This window comes from Chryseobacterium shigense (assembly GCF_900156575.1).
Classification (GTDB): Bacteria; Bacteroidota; Bacteroidia; order Flavobacteriales; family Weeksellaceae; genus Chryseobacterium; species Chryseobacterium shigense.
This window is the reverse complement of record NZ_FTNY01000006.1, coordinates 123,350-143,944: the sequence shown is the minus strand read 5'-3', so window position 1 is coordinate 143,944 and position 20,595 is coordinate 123,350. Positions and strand designations below refer to the sequence as shown.

At 34.9% G+C, this 20,595-nt stretch carries 19 protein-coding genes and 2 tRNA genes; 4 read left to right on the top strand and 17 right to left on the bottom strand.

Features of this window, described 5'->3' with window-relative positions:
* Positions 1-3 precede the first annotated feature (3 nt).
* Both BW964_RS19245 and BW964_RS19240 read right to left on the bottom strand, forming a co-directional pair.
* Positions 4-720 (bottom strand): hypothetical protein, encoded by a 717-nt coding sequence (locus tag BW964_RS19245; protein WP_076509704.1) that lies wholly within the window; start codon positions 718-720, stop codon positions 4-6.
* A complete protein-coding gene (locus BW964_RS19240) occupies positions 710-1,357 on the bottom strand; it encodes a hypothetical protein (protein WP_228431930.1) in 648 nt (215 codons plus the stop codon). The genes BW964_RS19245 and BW964_RS19240 overlap by 11 nt, the downstream gene beginning before the upstream one ends.
* 361 nt (positions 1,358-1,718) lie before the next feature.
* Here BW964_RS19240 and deoD point away from each other — a divergent pair, with 361 nt between their 5' ends.
* On the top strand, positions 1,719-2,429 hold the full coding sequence (gene deoD, locus BW964_RS19235) for a purine-nucleoside phosphorylase (protein WP_076509702.1): 711 nt from the start codon (positions 1,719-1,721) through the stop codon (positions 2,427-2,429).
* Positions 2,430-2,505: 76 nt separating this feature from the next.
* On the opposite strand, the gene BW964_RS19230 is transcribed toward deoD, so the two are convergent.
* From BW964_RS19230 to BW964_RS19185, 9 genes are all read right to left on the bottom strand, one after another.
* Positions 2,506-3,291: a TatD family hydrolase gene (locus tag BW964_RS19230; RefSeq protein WP_076509700.1), complete on the bottom strand. Its 786-nt coding sequence runs from the start codon at positions 3,289-3,291 to the stop codon at positions 2,506-2,508.
* Positions 3,275-3,601, bottom strand: coding sequence for a hypothetical protein (locus BW964_RS19225; protein ID WP_076509698.1), 327 nt, complete (start codon positions 3,599-3,601; stop codon positions 3,275-3,277). The genes BW964_RS19230 and BW964_RS19225 overlap by 17 nt, the downstream gene beginning before the upstream one ends.
* A gap of 20 nt (positions 3,602-3,621) precedes the next feature.
* Positions 3,622-3,690 (bottom strand) — tRNA-Ser (locus tag BW964_RS19220).
* Between the two features lie 130 nt (positions 3,691-3,820).
* Positions 3,821-5,737, bottom strand: coding sequence for a hypothetical protein (locus BW964_RS19210; protein ID WP_076509696.1), 1,917 nt, complete (start codon positions 5,735-5,737; stop codon positions 3,821-3,823).
* Positions 5,724-6,149: a hypothetical protein gene (locus BW964_RS22235; RefSeq protein WP_084176030.1), complete on the bottom strand. Its 426-nt coding sequence runs from the start codon at positions 6,147-6,149 to the stop codon at positions 5,724-5,726. Before BW964_RS22235 ends, BW964_RS19210 begins: the two co-directional genes overlap by 14 nt.
* 115 nt (positions 6,150-6,264) lie before the next feature.
* Positions 6,265-6,334, bottom strand: a tRNA-Ala gene (locus BW964_RS19200).
* Between the two features lie 5 nt (positions 6,335-6,339).
* The gene (locus BW964_RS19195) at positions 6,340-7,704 is read right to left on the bottom strand and encodes an SDR family NAD(P)-dependent oxidoreductase (RefSeq protein WP_076509694.1); all 1,365 of its coding nucleotides are present in this window, start codon (positions 7,702-7,704) and stop codon (positions 6,340-6,342) included.
* Between the two features lie 69 nt (positions 7,705-7,773).
* A complete protein-coding gene (locus BW964_RS19190; protein ID WP_076509692.1) occupies positions 7,774-8,424 on the bottom strand; it encodes a hypothetical protein in 651 nt (216 codons plus the stop codon).
* A gap of 2 nt (positions 8,425-8,426) precedes the next feature.
* A complete protein-coding gene (locus tag BW964_RS19185; RefSeq protein WP_076509690.1) occupies positions 8,427-9,140 on the bottom strand; it encodes a DUF434 domain-containing protein in 714 nt (237 codons plus the stop codon).
* Positions 9,141-9,319: 179 nt separating this feature from the next.
* Between BW964_RS19185 and BW964_RS22755 the strand changes: the two genes are divergently transcribed.
* Positions 9,320-10,171, top strand: a complete 852-nt coding sequence (locus BW964_RS22755; protein ID WP_076509688.1) for a DUF4822 domain-containing protein — start codon at positions 9,320-9,322, stop codon at positions 10,169-10,171.
* Between the two features lie 124 nt (positions 10,172-10,295).
* Here the strand turns inward: BW964_RS22755 and BW964_RS19175 are convergent, their stop codons facing one another.
* Positions 10,296-11,342, bottom strand: a complete 1,047-nt coding sequence (locus tag BW964_RS19175) for an MBL fold metallo-hydrolase (RefSeq protein ID WP_076509686.1) — start codon at positions 11,340-11,342, stop codon at positions 10,296-10,298.
* A gap of 267 nt (positions 11,343-11,609) precedes the next feature.
* Between BW964_RS19175 and BW964_RS19170 the strand changes: the two genes are divergently transcribed.
* On the top strand, positions 11,610-13,751 hold the full coding sequence (locus BW964_RS19170; protein WP_076509684.1) for an outer membrane beta-barrel family protein: 2,142 nt from the start codon (positions 11,610-11,612) through the stop codon (positions 13,749-13,751).
* A 116-nt stretch (positions 13,752-13,867) separates the two neighbouring features.
* A complete protein-coding gene (locus BW964_RS22935; RefSeq protein ID WP_449384817.1) occupies positions 13,868-14,014 on the top strand; it encodes a bacteriocin-like protein in 147 nt (48 codons plus the stop codon).
* A 124-nt stretch (positions 14,015-14,138) separates the two neighbouring features.
* Here BW964_RS22935 and BW964_RS19165 read toward each other — a convergent pair whose 3' ends face one another.
* The 5 genes from BW964_RS19165 to BW964_RS19145 form a co-directional block, all read right to left on the bottom strand.
* Positions 14,139-14,528, bottom strand: coding sequence for a nuclear transport factor 2 family protein (locus BW964_RS19165; RefSeq protein ID WP_076509682.1), 390 nt, complete (start codon positions 14,526-14,528; stop codon positions 14,139-14,141).
* Positions 14,529-14,972: 444 nt separating this feature from the next.
* Positions 14,973-15,359, bottom strand: coding sequence for a hypothetical protein (locus BW964_RS19160; RefSeq protein WP_076509900.1), 387 nt, complete (start codon positions 15,357-15,359; stop codon positions 14,973-14,975).
* A gap of 228 nt (positions 15,360-15,587) precedes the next feature.
* Entirely contained in the window at positions 15,588-16,682 is a 1,095-nt protein-coding gene (locus BW964_RS19155; RefSeq protein ID WP_076509680.1) for a response regulator, read from the bottom strand.
* Positions 16,679-17,134, bottom strand: coding sequence for a response regulator (locus BW964_RS19150; RefSeq protein ID WP_165789163.1), 456 nt, complete (start codon positions 17,132-17,134; stop codon positions 16,679-16,681). The genes BW964_RS19155 and BW964_RS19150 overlap by 4 nt, the downstream gene beginning before the upstream one ends.
* The gene (locus tag BW964_RS19145; protein ID WP_076509676.1) at positions 17,124-20,552 is read right to left on the bottom strand and encodes a tetratricopeptide repeat protein; all 3,429 of its coding nucleotides are present in this window, start codon (positions 20,550-20,552) and stop codon (positions 17,124-17,126) included. The genes BW964_RS19150 and BW964_RS19145 overlap by 11 nt, the downstream gene beginning before the upstream one ends.
* Positions 20,553-20,595 lie beyond the last annotated feature (43 nt).

Below are 20,595 nucleotides of genomic sequence, written 5' to 3'. Positions count from 1 at the left end.
TATTTATTTAATGAAAAATCTTAACAGTAAAAAGTATATAAATCCAATTACAATCAGTGAAAGAATAAGATCAATATAAAAAGTAAATGGAAGTTCTAGAAATTTAAAGCCTACAACAAAGTATCCAACTATGATCACAAGGCCCATAAGCGCCGATAGGAAGGAATACAGTGAGGAAATCATCAGGACCAATGAGATAAAAATAAAATATATTCCCACACTTAAAAAAATAAAAAAATGCTTCCCGTATGCAGTGTATTGGCTGTGAATAAAATTTACAAACCCAGAAAAGTCATTCTTTCCTGAAAACAGCAGCCAGATATGGTTTCCGAAATCTTTAAAAATCACAAGGGGATCATACCCTGAAATCCAACTGACAGCAACAATTAAAACGGTGAGCATAGTTCCCATCATTCCATGAAAAATAAAGGCATTTTTCATAGTCCGCCTATCATATTTCTTCAGTTCATCATCATTAAGCCCCACATCCCCTGCTGAATCCGTTTTCACAAGGCTGGAAAGGGGAATATAGCCAAACTTAATTCTGAGATCATTTTTTATGGTGTAGGCATATAAGGGTTTTGAAAAGGACATGAACATCCAAATCTCATTCACTTTCGTTTTAAACATCAAAATATTGGCATAATATGCCAAAATACAGAACACAAAAAAGTAGGAAGCAACTATTCCTCCTAATGCAACTGCAGTATTAATCTCCATGAGCAACTATTTTTAGATCCCGCCAGTAAACATCCTTATGAAGTCCAAAATCTGCCATAAGCAATTTATTAATATAGGGAATTTCTGCCAGCGAATAGGCTTTCTTTTCAACAATTCTTTCGAGATACAATTTCCTGTACACCTTATCCTGAAGCTCCTTTTCCCAGTTGATTTTATCTAAATTCAGCGGATATCCTATGCCTGAATAATGAAACTGTGTGAGAATATTTTCCAGAATCTTCACCAAAGGATCATATGGATCTGCGGTCTGCAATACGGAAGCGATCTGTGATAAAAATCTCAGAGATAAATCTGCAGACAAAACAGAGGAAATATCAGAGGATACTTTCATCCTCGGAATCAGTTTATCCAGATCTTTTGATGTATTTTCCCGGATAAGATACAGCTGAGCACTGTGGTACAGAACTTTTGCTCCCCAAACTGCAGCTTCTTTACTGCATTTGATGTCGGCAGATAAAAATTCCAGCCTTTCTTTTTCAAATTCCGTTTCGAAATAATCTCCGGCTTCCTGTTCTTCTTTTTTAGAAATTTCCTGCAGGTTTGAAAATACAGTAATGGATCCGCTGTTTCGCAGCAGAAAAATAGTGTCTAGAAATGGGGATCTGGTTTCCATCATCTAACAAAAATAAAACTATTTCGCAGAGAATCATTGATCGTTACATAATATTTGAGGTGAATTATTCATAAATCTGGTGATTTAATTACTGAGGAAAGTCTTTTTCTGTTTTTTTGCTCTCGCGGATTGGGCAGATGGTGCAGATGATTGCGTTGATTTAATTTTAAACCTCATAGGTTTTGGAAACCTATGAGGTTGGTTTGGGGGAATCTTTTCCTTTTTTGACCACCCCGTCAGATCTTTGATCTGCCACCCCTCCGGCGGAGGGGAATTTATGCTTAGAAAACTTAGGATATTGAGCTACAAATCTTTAGATATTTCAATCTAAAAGTTGCTATCTTTGTCCCTTCAAAATAACATTATGAGTATTCACATCAGTGCAAAAAAAGGAGAAATTGCTAAAGTAGTATTGCAGCCGGGGGATCCGCTTCGTGCACAATATATTGCTGAAAATTATTTGGAAAATGCTAAACTGGTAAGCAAAACAAGAGGAATCTTTTATTATACAGGTCTTTACAAAGGAAAAGAGATCACTGTAGGAGCCAGCGGAATGGGCTTTCCGAGCATCGGGATCTATTCTTTTGAGTTATTTACAGAGTATGAAGTAGATACTATCATCAGAATCGGAACGTGCGGAGCTTATACGACAGACCTTAAGCTTTTTGATATTTTAAATATTGAAAATGCAGCCAGCGAAAGTACGTATGCAAAATATGCATGGGAAATTGAAAATGATATTCTTCCTCATCAGGGAAATATCTTCGGAACGATCAATGAAACCGCTCAGGAGCTTTCTTTAGCTACCAAAGCGATCAATGTACACAGCAGCGATATTTTCTACAGAAAAGATCCTAATGTTCCTGCCATTGCTACCCAATACAACTGTCCGGCTGTAGAAATGGAAGCTTTCGGATTATTCGCAAATGCACAGCATTTAGGAAAAAATGCAGCGACAATTCTTACGGTAACTGATATTATTCCTACGCACGAAAAAATTTCTGCTGACGAAAGAGAAAAAGCCCTTAAACCAATGATGGAACTGGCTTTGGAATCTGCAATAAAAAGTCTTTAACAGAAAAGAAAGTTAAGCTGCGGTTTTGCAGTTTCGCCATAAAAAAAGAGCTTTACTTCATCAGTAGAGCTCTTTTTTATAGTTTGAAAAAATTCCTGGCGGTTTCGGTGGTTTCCTCCGCGACTTCAGAAATACTCATCTTCTTCCAGTGGGCGATCGTCTGTGCTACATAAGGCAGGAAAGACGGTTCGTTCCTGCGGTTCTGCATTCGGGGCATATTCTTCGGAAGCATGAACGGGGCGTCGGTTTCTATCATCATGCGGTCCAGCGGAGTGTATTTGATCACGTCTTCCAGCTGTTTAAATCTTTTGTCATCACTTATCGCGCCGGTAAATCCTAAATAAAATCCTTTATCAAGATAAATTCTGGCTTCCGCTAATGTTCCCGTGAAGCAATGAACAACCGCTTCCGGTAACCGGGAAAGATATTCATCCGTAATTTCATTAAATCTTTTAAAAGCTGATCGTTCATGCAGGAAAAGAGGTTTATTAACCTCAACGGCTAATTCCAGCTGTGCTCTGTAGCATTTTTCCTGAATGGGTCTGGGAGAGAAATCCCGTTCAAAATCCAGTCCGCACTCGCCTACCGATACCACCTGATCTGATTGCAAAAGGTTTCTAAGTTCCCGGATACTTTCCTGATTAAAAGACTTGGCATCATGGGGATGAATTCCTGCTGTAGAAAATAAAATCTCAGGATATTCTTCTGCGATCTCCGCAGATTCTTTACTTCCGCGTACGCTTGTTCCGGTGAGGATCATTTGCTCTACCCCATTATCCAGGGCGCGGTTGATAATTTCTTCGTGTTCGTTATAGAACTGTTTATTGGTCAGGTTAATGCCAATATCAATGTATGTATTCATTTGTTTTTGTTTTGTTTATAAAATATCTTATAATGTTGGGACCTTTCAAAACGTTTTTGAATTCTTTTTCAGAATAAAACCCTCTGAAATCCGAACGCTTGACTCCGTTGAATTCTTTCGTTATTTTCACCCAGATGATTTTGTGTCTGGCTTTTCTGGCTTTTTTCAATGTAAAGGTCTCGCTTAACTGATCTTTGATGACTGCTTTTGCGGTCCTTCGCCATTTTTTATTGCCATATTTTCTAAGTTCCTGAGAGATTTTTCCATCTTCTCCGGCTCTGAAATCTCCTTTATTATAAGTATTTCTCATCTTTTATTCACATTAAAAAGGGAGGCAAGCGGGATTCGAACCCGCGTATCACATTAGCAGTGTGTGTTTTTCCGTTAAACTATTGCCTCCGTTTATTTGAAAATTTAAGAGTTTAGTATTTTTTCATTGTTTTAATTTTAAAATAGAAACAGACAGGGCCCGAACCTGCAACCTTCCGGTGAAGGGAATGTTTTTCCAGTTAAACTACTGTTTCTTTATTTATGCTTCCACTTCCAGCAGACTTAAATATTCTGAAGCGGTGAGCGCTCTGGGAAAGCCGCGTGGTGTAATTTCCCTTTCCAGTTCACAGATCAGAAGATCGCCCTGTCTTTTCAGACATTTGATGTGTGGAATAATGTTTTCATGTATCCTGAAAGTAGATGCGATGGCGGTAAGTGCATTTCCTTTATATTCCTGTTCTATCCAAAGCCAGTGTTCCTTTTCTGTGGAAGGGCACCAGCATTTTACAGCGTAGGAATACTTATCTGTTTCACGCCATGTATAAATTCCTAATTTTTTATTTTCAATTTTATACACCTCATAACGGTTGATTCTTCTGATCTTGGTTTTATTTCCGTTTTGATCATATTCGTTGTAATTCAGTTCCACTTCTTCTTCATTGATCTTTTCTGCTTCCAGGCGATTCATCAGATTTCCGACTCCAATATAATTAAAACAGAAGAGACGCAGATTTCTGTCCGTAGATTCGAAGAATTCTTCAAACTGTATGGTTTCCACTATATTCCAGAGTTTTTCTATTTTTTCCAGAATTTTGGTAAAAAACGGAGTTTCAAACCTCGTCCACTGGCGTTCATATTCTCTCGTCATAAAGTTCTGAAAACTGCTGTGACGCAGCTTCAGGATAGAAACCAGTTTCCGGATGGTGTAATTCTGCTGATGCACCACATAATTGAAAGACGCTCCGGAAAGGATCAGTTTATCTTTGGAAAGATACATCCTGTCATTGATCTTAAAATAAATATTTTTAGCCAGATGTTCAAAATGATCGTCTTTCTGGTACAGATAAAAATTAATTTGCTTCAATGCCGGAAGACGGGAACCGTTCTGTCTTTCATCACCGAAAAAATTAATATACTCCAGAGATTTAAAATTAACTTTAAATGCATTGATCAGCCTTCCATTAATTCTCTTAAGATGGTCAAGTTCCAAAGAAGTATGCATCTCCAGATCCCCGACTTCCTGAATTTTAGGGGCAATCGTCTGGTGGGTTTTATACGTTCCTTTTACTTTTTCCAAAGATATAAAATGACAGGTTTCCCCCTGAATCTGAATATTTCCGTTCACATTCTTCAATAATGGAAATCTTACGCCTGAATTACGGTTAACAGAAATGTTACCTGAAGTCTCCAGCAATGGAAAATCTGCATAGCAACCCTGTTCCAATAGAATATTTCCCGTGATTTCCTGAAGTACCGGAAAAGAAGCTTTTGTCTTTTCAAATCTGAGGTGTCCGACTATTTTCTTCAGTTCCGGAAAATCGTGGGTAAAATAATGCCCGGTTTTGTCACGGCATTCCATATTGATCTGTCCCTGAAGAAATTCAAGGTATGGAAAAGATACATTTTTACCGTAAACATTAATCCTTCCACGGATTTCATAGTGCGGAATAATAATATCGTTCCCGAAAATATCTATATTAAAAATACCTTCTTTCGGAAGAAATTCCACTTCGTACTGATGATTGATCGGGATGACGATTCTGGACTGCACCAGTTTTTTACCTCTTGCAATGACATTAGCTTTTTTAAGGGAAATATTTCCTCCTATCGTTGCCAGCTTTTTAAAATCAAAATCTATGATGCATTTGAAATGACCTTTTACTGTTTCCAGCTCCCATATTTGGGCGAAACAATGAAGGGTGAAGTTTTCTTCTACCGTCTTAAGATGGGGAAGAGAGCAGTCTGCTGCATCTACAGACAAGGATCCTTTGACTGTTTTCAGGTTTGGAAACTGACATCCTTCTCCACGCAGAAGCAGGGTTCCGTTCAGTTCTTCAATGTCCCATGTGATGTTTCTGCCATATATTTCTACAGTCACAGGGTCATCAAAAGCCGTCTCCGGAAGGTCTTCCGCGGAGAATACTTTATATCTTGTGATGGGATCAGTCGTATGCATTTTCTGTCAGTTGGGTTATGGGATTGTATTCCTGCTGGATGTATTTCACAAAATGGTCACTTTCTATGCGGAGGATTTTATGTTCACCGTGAAAAATAAAGCCGTCCCCATAGATTCTAAAGGTTTCCGTACTTCCATCTTTATCAATGATCTTATATCCGTGTGCTTTCAGGGTATGCTGGTTGCTTGTCTTTTCCAGACAGTATTCTTTATAGGTTTTGGTGTGTTCTTCCAGGTTGTTGATTTTTTCTCTTGCCTCTGAACTTTTTCTTAGGTAAGGCTTAATGTCAGATGATTCGGGAACATTCCTGTTTTCTACAAAATGAAGGATACTTTCCTGTGGGACAGGAACAACTATAATTTCTTCAACGGGACCGTTTTCTCTAAAAAAATCAAATATCTTTTTCAACATGGCTTTTATTTTTTGATGGTAAAAAACAGAAAGAAAATCGGATTCGAACCGATAATTCGCCTCTTAGAAGCTGGTTTTCTCCGGGTTAAACTATTTCTTTCTTTATATTTTTCTGTGAAACGGCAGGATTCGAACCTGCGCCTCTGGCTTGCCGAACCAGCGCTCTTCCATTGAGCTAACGTTTCTCCTTTTACCAGGCATTTATTTTATAATTTTTCAGCAGTACTCCGCTGTAATAATTTCCTTTTATTCCCTCAACGACCGGATGCAAAATTCGCGCAGCTCCGTCTACAGAATCCAGTGGCGGAATATATCCCTGCTCAAACTGTTTCTTTCGAAGGCTTTCTTTCGCACCTGTAGAAATCCATCCCACATCCACGGCACTCATATAAATCTGATCGTTTTCAAATTCTTTTGCTGAGGTAAGCGTCATCATATTCAGAGCTGCCTTTGTCATATTCGTGTGCGGATGAAATATAGTTTTATTATCGTAACTGAAAATACCTTCAGAAGAGGTTACATTGATGATGAATTTCTCCTGAAATGCTGAGTTTTTCATCAAAGGTTTCAGCTCTTTGATGAGAAAATAAGGGGCGATATGATTGATCAGATTCACCTCTACCAGTTCATATAGGGAAACTTCTTCCAGTGTAGAATTCCAGCTGGTTTTTTCTCTGTTATCCACAGGCTGTCCGAAACGGGTAAGCGCCACCGGAGTTTCATCGTTCTGAGCATATTCAAGTTTTGCAATTTCGCTTGAAATTTCTGTCTGATTGGGGAAAAGATTTTGACTATTTTTAAATTCAAAACACTTTTCTTTCTCACGACTGATGATCGGAAGATAGTATTCATCCGGATATTTTATGGTTTGAGCGGCATTATTGATCAGGATATCCAGTGTATCAAAACGGGTTTTATAAAAATCTATAAAATCCTGTATCGCTTTAAGATTTCTCAAATCCAAACCGTATACCCAAAGTCTTTCTTTCCAGTCTTCGTAATCTGCTTCCTGCTGCATCATTTCCAGCGCTAATGCAGGAAAACGGGTTGTCAAAACCAAATTGGCCCCGTTTCTCAACAGTTTCAGTGCGGTGGCCCATCCTACTTTTACTCTTCCTCCCGTCAGGATAACATTTCTTCCTTTGAGGTCTGCCGTTTCAAAACGTTTTTCGTAGTTTTCTGCGGCACATTTCGGGCAAAGTCTTGTGTAAAAAGAATGGGCATACTGATAGCTCTGGTTACAGCAGTAGCAGTTTTTTGGGATCTGAAGCGGAGTGAGTTTCGTTTCCTCTTTTTCTTCATCATAGAAAGCTGAAGCACCTGCCAATGCCTTTTGCATTAGGACAGCATCAGAACTCACCGCGAGATCATGAGATTTCATTCTGGAATAATTTTCCTGGCGGTTCTGCTTTTTTGCGTTCTTATGAATTTTCGTGATTAATCCTGAAAATGTTTTATTGTCAGGATTGAGGAATGGATCGTCTTTCAAAGCATCCAATACCTTGAGACATGTTTCCCATTCGTTTTGCGAAAATTTTTGATCTGAAAAATTCATATCTTCAGTTTATATCTGCAAAATTATCTGCGCAGTACGCAATCTTTTTACGCACTGAAATTTTATGTATTATTCGTTGAGAAATTTTTCAAGAAAACCGATCAGCTGTTTCCCGCCGTGGCTCCACCGGATTCCGTGACCTTCTTTTTCCCTGACTTCAAAAACAAGCTCATGTTTATAATGATAGAAAACATTCCACCAGGTTCTGTTGTCCAGAATATAGTTGATCTTTTCCATCACTTTTTTCTGTTTCTGTAGGTTATTTCCTTTGATCTCGCCCCAGAACTGATCATCCATTCTTCCTATATGCTTTTCACAGGCTCTCTGTGCAATGGTAATTTCATTATTAAAGGGTTTCATGCAGGCTTTGATTAACATCTCTTTTAAAGGCGGAACAGCATTTTCATCGCGGATGCTGGCGGATGTCAGGCGCTGCCCCAGAATATCCAGCCAATGCTCAAATGGGATATTTTCAAGTCGTGATGCTTTCACCTCATCGGAGTCGTTGCTTTGGAATATATCGATGAACAGTTCAAAACTTTCCGTTCGGTCCGATTTTATTTCTTCATTAAAATATGGAAGCTCCCATTCCAGCGTATTATCCTGAAATTTTCTGATATTGCTTTCCATCGCCTGCAGATGTTCTTCAGCAAGAATAGCCTGGTATTTTTCTTTCCAGGACGTTGAAATTAATGGAATATAAGGTATAAATAAATTCATTCTTAAACCATTTTGATGAGATTAGCATCCAGCTTTTCCTCTGTGATCAGATGTGCAATGAGATTGAACCATTTTGAACAGTGGTCAAGAATCCATGCATCTGACGACACGGCAATTTCTGAATTTTCTGCTAAGAACTTATCCGGATTGAATTCCAATTCTGCTTCCCAGTTCAGTTTGTTTTCTTCTGCAAAATCAAGGACGATTTCTTTAATCCGTCCGCTGTTGGAAACCGGTTTGTCAAAAATCCAGACGAGCTTCTGTACCTCAGCTTTCTGAAAAAATCCAGCAACCAATTCCACCGCTTTTTGAGTTTGATTGACTCTTTTATACGTTCCGTGAACGCCTGAAAGATCGCGGAAACATCCGTCTGCTCCTTCAAAAATATAAGCACCGGACAGTAAACTTTCCATTAAAATCAATACATTGAAACCATCCAGATAAAGGATTTTGTTTTTCAGATCCGAAACTTCCAGCTGTTTATTTTTTCTATGCTGTATCTGCTGTTCAGATGCAGAAGCCCCGCGCAATACCTGAATCTGACGTGTTTTCAGCTTGTATCGGTTTCCTACGAGTTCAGAGGAAGCTTTCTCTGCGTAGTCTCTGCTCAATAAATACATCATGTCCTGAACCGCCATTTTCAGCTTATCAACCTGTTTCTGTGAACCGAACATCACATCATCACCCGTATTTTTTCCGCGGTTTCTGTTATTCATACTCAAAAATAGTTTTTTAAGCGGATATAATTAGAGGAATCTGTTTATGAACCTCTGTTATCTGTTAATTTATCAACATCTGAAAGGTGGAGTTATACATTTTACAACAAAAGAGATGTTTCGTACAACGTTTTGATTTTCATAAGGAATATGTTTGCAGAGAATAAAAAATATAGATTATGAATACTTTGAAAAAATTATGTTACCTGCTGACCGCAATGCTTTTATCTGCTGCTTTTGTATCATGTTCTGATAACGACAATATGGTCATGGAACAGATCACTCCCTCACAGAAACTTTCTTCCACTCCCTGGGAAACTACGGCAGCAAGAGACAAGAACGGTCAGCCTGTAAACCTCAACGATGCCAGTGTAAACGGGTTTGTAGGTTTTGCTTACTTTAAAGCCGATGGAAATTTTGTGATTTACGGATTAAATGACGTTTTAAGATCCAGAGGAACATGGTCTGTAGATCCGCTGGGAAAAACCAGAATCATCACCGCATTGAACCCAGACGGTACAACCATCTTTACCCGTTCTGTGGATATTCTGGTGCTGAACAACAATGAATTCACGTACAGAATTCACACCAATCCAAGTGATCCTTCTGTTTATTACGATATTATCCATACCAAAACGGCTCATGCCGAACCTGCTAATGGCCAGCTTAATTTGGCTTCTACCCCGTGGGAAACGACAGGTGCTAAAAACAGCAGCGGAAATCCGGTAGCCTTAACCGATCCTAGTGTTTCCGGTTTTGTTGGATATTCCTATTTTAAAGCGAATGGTACTTTTACCATTTACGGGCTGAATAATGTGCTGAGATCCCAGGGAACATGGTCTATTTCTCCGGACGGCAAGAAGAGAACAATCACCGCTCTGGACGCGAACGGTAACGTACTTTTCACCAGAACCGTTGATATTCTGACGCTGAACAGTTCTGAATTTACCTACAGAATCACTCCTGATGCAGGAAATCCTTCGGTCTACTATGATATCATCCATACCAAAGTAGATCATAAGGAACCATAGATATTTTTTAAGTTAGTTGATCATGGATGGACTCCGGCGGCCCTTTGGGCCGCCGGAGTCTTTTTTTAAATAAGCTTATGATCGTATCATGTTCAATAAAATCATTGAAACAGCATTGTTTTTCTTACATCAGATCTTGCCACCATTTCTTCCAGGTCACTTCTCCCAACTGATCCAGATTTACTTTTTCACCAATCATCGGATGAGTAACCGGAATACTGTTTTCTTCCGCATATTTTGAAACAAGTTCCAAAGGTTCAAACCAAGGATGTTGGGCCAGTTTGAATTTTGAATTATGAACGGGAATAAAGTTTTTGGCTTTCAGTTCCTGTACTTCCTGAATAATCTGTTCGGGCAGGCTGTGGATGTAGGGCCATTTTTCATTGTACTGACCGCATTCCATGACGGCAAGATCAAAAGGTCCGTACTTTTCACCGATCTCTGTAAAATGATTTCCATAACCGCTGTCGCCACCCAGAAAAAGTTTTTTGGATGGAGTCTGCAGCACAAAGGAAGTCCAAAGGGAAATATTTCTGTTCAGAAGTCTTCCTGAAAAATGTCTTGCAGGAGTCAGTGTGATCTTAAAACCATCCGACAAGTCAATGCTTTCCCACCAGTTTTTTTCAATTATTTTTTCGGGTTCCCAGCCCCAGTACTCGAAATGCTGTCCTGTTCCCAATCCGCAGATGACTTTACCTACTTTATCTTTCAGGCTCTGAACGGTTGAATAATCCAGATGATCCCAGTGGTCGTGAGAAATTAACAACACATCGATATCGGGCATATCTTCAGGTTTGTAGTGATCTGAACCAGAAAATGCTTTGATAGAGCCGGGCATCGGAGAAGCATTCCCACTGAACACCGGATCTACCAGAAACTTTTTGCCATCAATTTGTATAAAATAGGAACTGTGTCCGAACCATACAAGGGTATTTTCTTTTGGTTGAAGGTTTTTCAGATCTGTTACAACAAATGGGATGGGTAATTTGGGGGTTACATTCTCTATCTTGCACAGGGTCTGGAAAAGTAATTTGGTCATACTTTGTCCTTCGAGCAATGCGGGGGTAGGCAGGATATTCTGAAATTTCCCGCTGGTATAATTGGATAGTGTATTAAAATATCTTTTTCTTTTTTCGTTGGGAAACTGCCCCATTTGTTTCTTTAAATTCATTCCGTTGTTGTTTTGTTCTGAATCTTGATCATTAACGTTTAAATCAGAATAATAAATATAAGGATTAGATTACTTATGTAAACAGATGAACGAACAAAGAAGGTAGTTTACTTTATTTTTCAGGATAAAACACAGATTTAATGCATTGATTTAAAATACCTGAAAATTACATTATTGACTTTCTCTTATTAACTTTTTATTTATTTTTTCACTTTAATGTAACAAATGTCCTACAACAAGTGTCTTATAGGTGAAATATCACTTTGAATGAAGATAATTATATGTTCGGCAGCTTTACTGATGGGATCTCTGGTCTTTTCACAGGCTAAAAACGACACCATCAAGCAGAAGGAAAATCAGATTGAAGGGGTTACTCTGACCGCAAGAAAGCCTACGGTAGAATCTAAAGCAGACCGAACGGTCTTTAATGTATCCAACAGCTCTATTCTGGCTGGAAATACGACCTGGGACGTTTTGAGAATGACGCCTTTGGTAAGTATTGATAATAATGATGCAGTGAAAGCTGAAGGTGAATCTGTTACAGTCTATATCAATGACCGAAAATCGGTATTTACGGGGAAGGAATTAAAGGAATATCTTAAAACTATTCCGGCGGATAACCTGATGAAAATTGAAGTGATCACAAGTCCGTCCTCGCGCTACGAAACGGCAGGATCAGTTATCAATATTGTTCTTAAAAAAAGGGATGATGAAGGGATGAAAGGCAGCGTGACCTTTAATAACAGACAGAATGCCAAAAACTCTCAATATACGAACCTCAACCTGAATTACCATAAAAAAAGTTTCACTCAGACTCTGATTGGAAGTTATAGTGATAATTCCTATTTTCAGAAAAACACCAGTCTCAATATGCTGTATAAGGATAATGATATTACCCAGAGCAGCAATGAAACTTTGGGACGTGGCAAAAGCCCATCGATGTCCTCTACTTCTGAATATGAATTGAATGACAAAAACAATATCGGTGTCATTCTGGAATATTATCAAAGTAAAAACTCTTCCACTTCTGATGCGGATTTCCTGAGAACAAGGGATAATGCTCAGCCGGAATCTTATCATCAGGATCAGGATGTAACGGGGCGCTACCGCACGCTGGGGACGAATGTTTTTTATAAGTATTATGATAAGGAGAAAAACAGGATTCTGGATATCAATCTAGGTTCCAATTATAATTCTCAGGAAAATCTCAATGAATTTTTAAAAACATACAGCGATCATTCAAAAATAACTCAGCTGGGAATCAATTCTCATGAGCAGACCCGAAATTATTACATCAAAGTCGATTATACCCAACCTCTGGGAAAAGGCGGCAGCTTTGAAGTGGGGGGAAAAATGGATTTCAATAATAATGTGATCCCCAATACGCTTTCAGGAAATAATGCGGATCATCTCCGTACCAATGATGTTTTTCATTACGAGGACAATATCAATTCCCTGTATGCGAACTACAGCAAAACCTTCTTCGAGAAACTGGAAACAAGAGTCGGGGTACGTTACGAATATATCGATTATAAAATGAGGGAAGATGTATCCGGGAAAAACAGAAAGGATTCCTACAGTACTTTGCTTCCCAATATATTATTGAAATATTCTTTTTCTAATAAGTATGATCTGACCCTGACATACAACCGTAATCTCTGGCGCCCCTGGTACTCAGAATTCAATCCTTTTCTTGTTCCTACAAATGACGGAACATTCTCCCGTGGAAATATGGATCTGGAACCGAACCCGAGTCACAGGGTGTATATGAAGCTGGGAATTCTTAAAAAATATTTCATTTCCGCAAGGTATATGTATACGGATAAGGATTATTGGACGTCTTTAGCTGAGGAAGACGGCAGACTGGTAACCCTGCCGGATAATTTCAACGGAAAAGTGCAGAAATATTACCTTTTTGCCAATACCAACCAGACTTTCCTGAAAAACAAGCTGAATGTAAATGTCGGAATTGGATGGTACTATATTGATAATCATGACTTTAATGAAATCAATGATTTGAAAGGTCAAAAATACATCAACTATCTGGGAGCCTCTGCTAATTTATCGTACACTAACCTGTTCAACAAAAATATTAATCTGAGCGTTTGGGCAGAGCTTTCTAACCAGAATAGCGGAAATTCATACGCCAATAAAACGAATATTTTCCATAATATTTCTGCGACCAAAATATTCCCTAAAACACAAATGGAAGTGAGTCTTCAGCTGATGAATATTTTCGGCAGACCTAATTTTGACTCCACAAGTTACAGCCAGGAAGGAACCTCCAGAACCGCAACAAGATCGGATTGGTATGGATTTTCACTTTCTTTCGTGAAGCGTTTTGGAAATCAGAAGGTAAAGGGGAATACGAAGACCGATGTGGAGAAAAACAGTGGTGGTGGAAAATAAATAATGATTTAATTTTGGTAAATCCTGAAAAAATAGTTCAATAGAAGACTTTAATAAAAATATGCATCATATTTAAATTATTCATACATTAGTGACTAATTACAAACTAAAATATTATGAAAAATTTAAAGAAAGTTTCAAGAGACCATTTAAAAACAATCAAAGGAGGCCTCTCCTATTGTAATGAACAACGGTATTGCAATATAAAATTTTGCTGTGCTGACGGAGTCTGCCGACCTATAGATTCCGCTTACTGCCAATAAGCAGAAAATAATCTGATATATTGATTTAAATTCAAGCTTCTGAACAGTCAGAAGCTTTTTTATTATAGATCCACTTGATTTCTATTGTATGTTTTCATACAAGTGACTTAATCTTTTAAATAGTTTATTTCATTGAATCATTGACGGTCTGGCTGTCTACAAACTGTTCAAAACTAATAATCTTGCCATCTTTTAATTTCCAGATGTGCGCTACTCTAGCTTCAAGCTGTTTCCCTGTCATTTTATTTATACCTGTGTAAGTTCCATAGGCTACGACTTTATCGTCACCAGATACATAGTCTTCCGGAGTAAATTTATAATCGATCCACTCACTTCCCAATCGGCTGAATACATGTTTTACTACATTTTCCAAACCAACATAAGTTCCTGCATAAGGAAAACCCTTTGCCTCCGTCCAGAAAATACGATCATCTGCATAAATGGCCAGGTTTGCCCTGTTTTCTTCTGAAGTTTTTCCTTCGTAAGTACTTTTTACAATTTCAAGATTTGTCATTTTTCGTTCTTTTAAGAAATAATATACAAAAATATGAACAGTCTATTGGTGTTCTACTACAACATTGTATCTCCTATGCTATTTACTTTTGGTTCCACCTTATAAGGTAAGCTTGGCTATTTTATTTTGACAGGTTTTATTCTATCTCGTTCAAACAACCTCTTTCAATTTTCTTAATCAACATAAAAAAGCCACTCACATTACTGTAAGTGGCTTATACTGTGGTCCCAAATGGGCTCGAACCAAAGTACATCTGGGTTACCCCCAGTATCCCTAACCTACTGAGCAATAAGCTCCAGATTTTTGGACGTGACATATAAGAAATTAAAAAGTAAGAATTTTTTTTTGTAGTATATATACTCTTGCAAAAACTCTTACTTTTCTTAAAAGGAAAAATGTACATTCTGTGCAAGAGTAAATAAGACTCCCACATAAAATGGACATTTAGATTTTAGATTGCTTCTTCAAGCTCAGTCTTATTGGATATGGTTTTTTCAACTCTAAAGACAGCTTTTCTTCTTCTGTTGAAACTCCATCAGGTAAATAGGAATACCTATGTTCCAACATGATTTCTTTTCCTGTTTCCTTAATAGTGTACGCATAAGGCTCTGTAGGAACTTTTACAATTCTTCCTCCCATTTCTTCTCCTACAAGTCCTTTACAGGTTAATTCATCAAATGTAGTTGATATAGCAGCTCTTTTAGCTGTGGCATAGTATTGACCTGTTGTTTTGCTTAATACCATTTCAATACCACCCTCCTGTACCTCTAGAAGATAAAAGTTTGTTCCATCTTCTTTTGTTCTTGTTTTGCAACTGATAATTCTTACCATTGTTTTAAGTTTTTGAGTTAATGAATGACCTCTCTGAGAAACAAGCTTACAGAAAATCAAACTTTACTTTCAATTAAAGTTAAATCTGCCTGAAAAACTTGTTTTCTCAGAACAAGGTAGGGGGTATTTCCCCATTCCAACATGGTTGGGGGTACTATGTTGAGAAGGGTGACATGAGAATAAGTTCTGGAAAATTTTTTTTTATAAAATAATTAGTATTAAAAAAATCTATTCAATCTGGATATCCAATTCTACTAATAAATCATCAAGCAACAATTTAAAGTTATTCAAACAAATTTCTATATTTTTTTGATTTTTAATTAATTTTAAAAAATCTTCTTTGGAAAACTGTTTAACTTTCTTGAGATATAATAATTCGTCCTGAGAAAAACCTTTACCAGTCAGAAATTCCGTTGCATTTATTTCTAATTGAGACCAATCTCTAGGTGCTTCTACGAATATTGGATTTCTACTTTCTAAATATTGGAGATTCTCTGCATCTTTCATAATATTTATATCAAACAGAGCTTCAATATCAACATCTATTTTACATCCTTTTTTATAAAAATTTAATATAGTCTGATTATATTTTGGTGCAAGTAGAAAAGATTTAAATGTTTTTCTCTGATTGTCAGTGAAAGATTTAAGTTCTAAATCCCTCTTAGCCTTTCTTCCAGAATCATCATAATCAAATAATCCTATAGCCTTAATATAATCACCATTTGTATTTTTGAACATACTATGTGACCAAGCAACTAATTGGTTTGCAACCCAGTTTGATCCAGCACCTGATTGTGTTTTAATAGAAAGCTTATCAATAACAGCAGGAAAATAGTTTATAATGGTCTGTTCTAAATAAAACTTATCTGTAGAACCTTCAACAAATATAATTGGTAAAACAGGTTCATTTTCTTTATTGAACTTGTTATTTTTAACATGATTTAAAAGTTCTGAAAATGGTTGTTGCCAATCAGTTGAATCAATTTCAAACTTAATAACCTTCCAAACCATAGAGAACTCAATATCAGAATTATCATATTGAGAAAATCCAATTATATAATTAGGGATTTTATTTTTTAAAGTTCTGTTAATTTCAAGTAACAATTTTTTGCCTCCATCAGGAATTGGGTTTTCCCCATTTCTTTGGGGTAGATATTGATCTATTATAATCAAATTATAAATCAATTCTTTGTCTTTAATAATTTTAAGTGCATTCGTTATACTTTCAGCAGTATCTATGAAAGAATTGGGAGAATGAATATTAATATACTTGGAAAGAGCATCAATTTTGTGAATGCTATCATCAACAATTAGGACTTTCATAGTAAATCTTCTACAAATTTAGTTAGTGACATCTTCCAATCATCATTTTGAGATGAATAAAAAACCACTCCTTTATAAAAATCATTAAAATCTTTGCTCATAATAATATCTAAACTGTTAATATCAAGAAATGATTCTCCTACTCCAAATTCTGAAAACATTGTTATCAAAATAGTAGGGATTTTCTTTTTTTTTCTCTTCATTTCACTTAAAATCCTATGCCCACCTAACTGCTCAAAACTATTGATGGTATTACTCATTGCTCCTTCTCTGGTAGGCAAACTCATATCTAACAAAAGAAATTTATAATCATTGGAAAATAAATCTCTTAGTCCAGATGTTAAAGATTCTTTGATAGTAATTTCAACAGATGGAAATTTCTTAGACAAAAAAGAATTAATATCACTTGCTTTTGTTTTATTGTCTTCAATTAGCAAAACTTCAATTTTCATTTTCAATGTATTTGTAATTAGAGTGAATAGTAAAATTAACTTTAAATTTATCATTGATATCAAAACTTATATTACTATTCATTTTATTTCCATGTTTTAATATTCTATTGATTTTTTGGTATCCACTTCCTCCTTCTATATTAACATTGATTAAAGATGAGTTCCAATTATTAGATATAAATTCCATATTACAGTTTTCAGATACTTCTTTATCAATATTATTTGAAATAGAGAATTGAATTATTGATTCAATACCTTTGTCATCGCCTTTATCAATTAAAATAGGTTCATTAATAGTAATTTCTAAATTTAATTCTGAAATACTTACTTTTGAATGTTTTACAGCATTTTCAATTAAAATTTTAAAAATTTCTATATAAGAATACCCTTTTTCAACTAGGTAATTATCTTCAGGCAAAATTAACTTAGGATTAATCTTTACATCAATATCATTATTGATTATTTCAAGTGCTGTTAATATTATTGTCTCTATATCCAAAGTATAAATATCAAAAAAAGAAGTTAATTTAAACCATTTAGAAACTTCTAATAATTCATTTTCAATCTGCGTTTTAGCAAATTTTATTTTTTGTTTTAATTCATAAAGAACCTCTCCTCCTATATGTGGAATTGAATCAATTTCCAATTCAAATGAGTTAATCAATTCAATAAAATCATTAATCAGTTCATTTTTGATAATAGTTGAAATATTTTCCAACAAGCTTTCTGTATGCGACTTTAAAATATCAAAAGAGATATTTTGAAACTCTGCATAATCAGAAACTTCGTCTTTTATACTTTTATAGACAATCCACAGATATTCTTCTGTGAATGTATAGTTAAATAAAGCCTTTTCTTTCGAATTGTGTTTATAAGAAATAATCTGAATATATTCATTTTTAATTTTTAGAATTAAATCATCAATTTTTTTTGAAAAACTCTTTAATGAATCTTGAATGGAAGTTGAAATTTCACTAATGTAGCTAAGAGTTTCACACATATTTTTCCAATATTCAATGTCAATATAAACATCATTATTTTTAGTTGAAATAATATTATTATTGAGGAAAACAATTCTTAGTTTATTTTCTAATACACCATGTCTTATTCTCGTGCTTAAATCTCCATCTAAACCATGTTCCTTACTAAACAAAAATACATTTACCATTTCCAAAAAGATGGCTTTAAAAGCTACGAAGGATGCATCTTGAAAGTTATCTTCCCTATTAATAAATTCATCTAAAATTCTTTTTATAAGTACATCTCCTTCGATTACCTTCAATTCATTCTTTTCTGAGTAGTCTCTAAGCTTTATAAATCTATTAAAGCTAGTCTCCAAACTTTGAATATTCTCCTCTTTTATTCTTTCAAAGTTTAGACTTATTTTTCCATCGTTATAATTCTGAATAGTACTATCTACTTTCTTTTTTCTTGATAATACAGCTATTTCTTCAAAATACTTATCAGAATTTTTATCATTGATAGAAATAAGAATCCTTAAAATATTAACTCTTTCATCAAGAACATCCTTGTCATTTTCAAAAACTAAATAAAAGTTGTTTAAAACATTTAAATTGCAAATTTTTTCCAATAAAAATACTTTCTTATTAATTTCAGGATCATCTTGAGAAGTAAAAAGCTCTGATGGTTTTTCAATATTTAAAGAATTTAGGTAAACATCAAGAGATGCGAATTGGAAATAATCTTCAGAATTTGCGATATAAAAAATTATTGGTAAGTTAATATCTGTTTTTTCTAAGATATAATCTTCACTGATTATTTTGCTAATCAAAGAATCAATTCGCAAAGTTTTTAATAAGAAAGGATTTTTAAAATAAGCGTCTACCAATAGTCCAACTAACTCTCCTATATAGTTATTATTAAGATAATATTTAAACCAATATGTTAGTATTTCCTGTTCGAATAAAATATTCAAAGCCAAATTACTACTCAGATCTCTCAACAAATTAAGATCAAATTTATCCTGATAGTTATAACCAATTCGAGCCTTATAAATAGCCAATTTATTAGTAGGGATTTGCAAGTTGAGTTCATCTAATTTTTCAATGTCTCCTATTCCTATGAAGTAATTGATTTTCAGAGATAAATACTTAGACAAAAAATTCTCAGGAAAATATAAACCTTTATCTATATTATCACCCATTAACAGGTTTGGATTAGAATATTTTGAATTAACGTAGTAACTTTTATTTATAAAACCATTATTTAGCTCAGAGCCTGTCAAACTTAATGTTAGAGAAATTAATTGTTTAAAAAAATTTACCTTTGGGAAGCTTAAGTATGACTTCATTAAAGTTTCTTCTGCATCATAAAAGCTCTTATCTTTTGTATATAGAATATATAATGCTGCCAAAATATCGTCTATATTTTGACTTATTTGTGTTTCAACAAATCCTAACCCTAATTCAATTAAACTTTTTATATAAATTTCATATAATTCTATACATGATGGTTCTTCTTTAAGTAGTTTTTTTACCTCAAGCAATGCTTCATCATAATTACCTAAAGAATAGATGTCAAATAATTCAAGAATTTTAGTATTAAAATCTTGTATGGGTACATTAATTGAAGTTAATTCCAAAAGTCTTTGAATTCTTGAGTCTTTAAAACCATTTTTGATCAGTTCATTTAAAACCTTGACTATTAAAGAATGATGCTTTTTTTCATAATGGAGATAGAGTAATAAATCCATTAAAAATAAATATTGATCAATTACAGAAGATGTACTCTCAATGAATGTTAAAGCTTCAACATATTTAAAATTATTAAAATAAATACTTCCCAGTTTAAAAATGAAAGTTTCTGTATCTTTTTCATTAAGCCCATTAATGATGTTTTCTAACTCTCTTTTAAATTGTAGGGTAGAAACTTCTTTTTCTGCTTTTTTGCTAAAGAATTCAGCAAATAATAATGTTAAATTATTATTAACACTACTATTTATTTCTTTAAGAAATTCCCAGTTCTCTTTGCTATCCTTACTTTTATCTTTTAATGAAAAAATATTTTCCATTGCCCAATAGGAAAAACAAATTTTTTCATTTATCTCACTTATAATATTAAAAGTGTTGACGTAATTATTAAGCAATAATTGTTCTTGAAATTCTTTTTCTTTTTTAATAAAAAAAGACAATTCCTTTTTATTGATTATTAATATTTTTAACATCCAAGCAATTTCCCCCTCTAAATTGTCTGTAAAATATGTCTGTCTTGTGTTTCTAATATTAGCATAACTTTTAGGAAGAAGATTCTTTTCCAAAAGAAGACTTTTTCCAGCAGGATGTTGAATACTCTGCCCAATTTTTTTTAAAGCTTCATCAAATTCAAAATTTTTTAATCCCATAACTGACATTATAGGGTCTTTGCTTCTGAATAATTCTTTAACAACTTGTGAAGACATATTTTATATTTTTATTACAAATATAAAATATCCCCACATTACT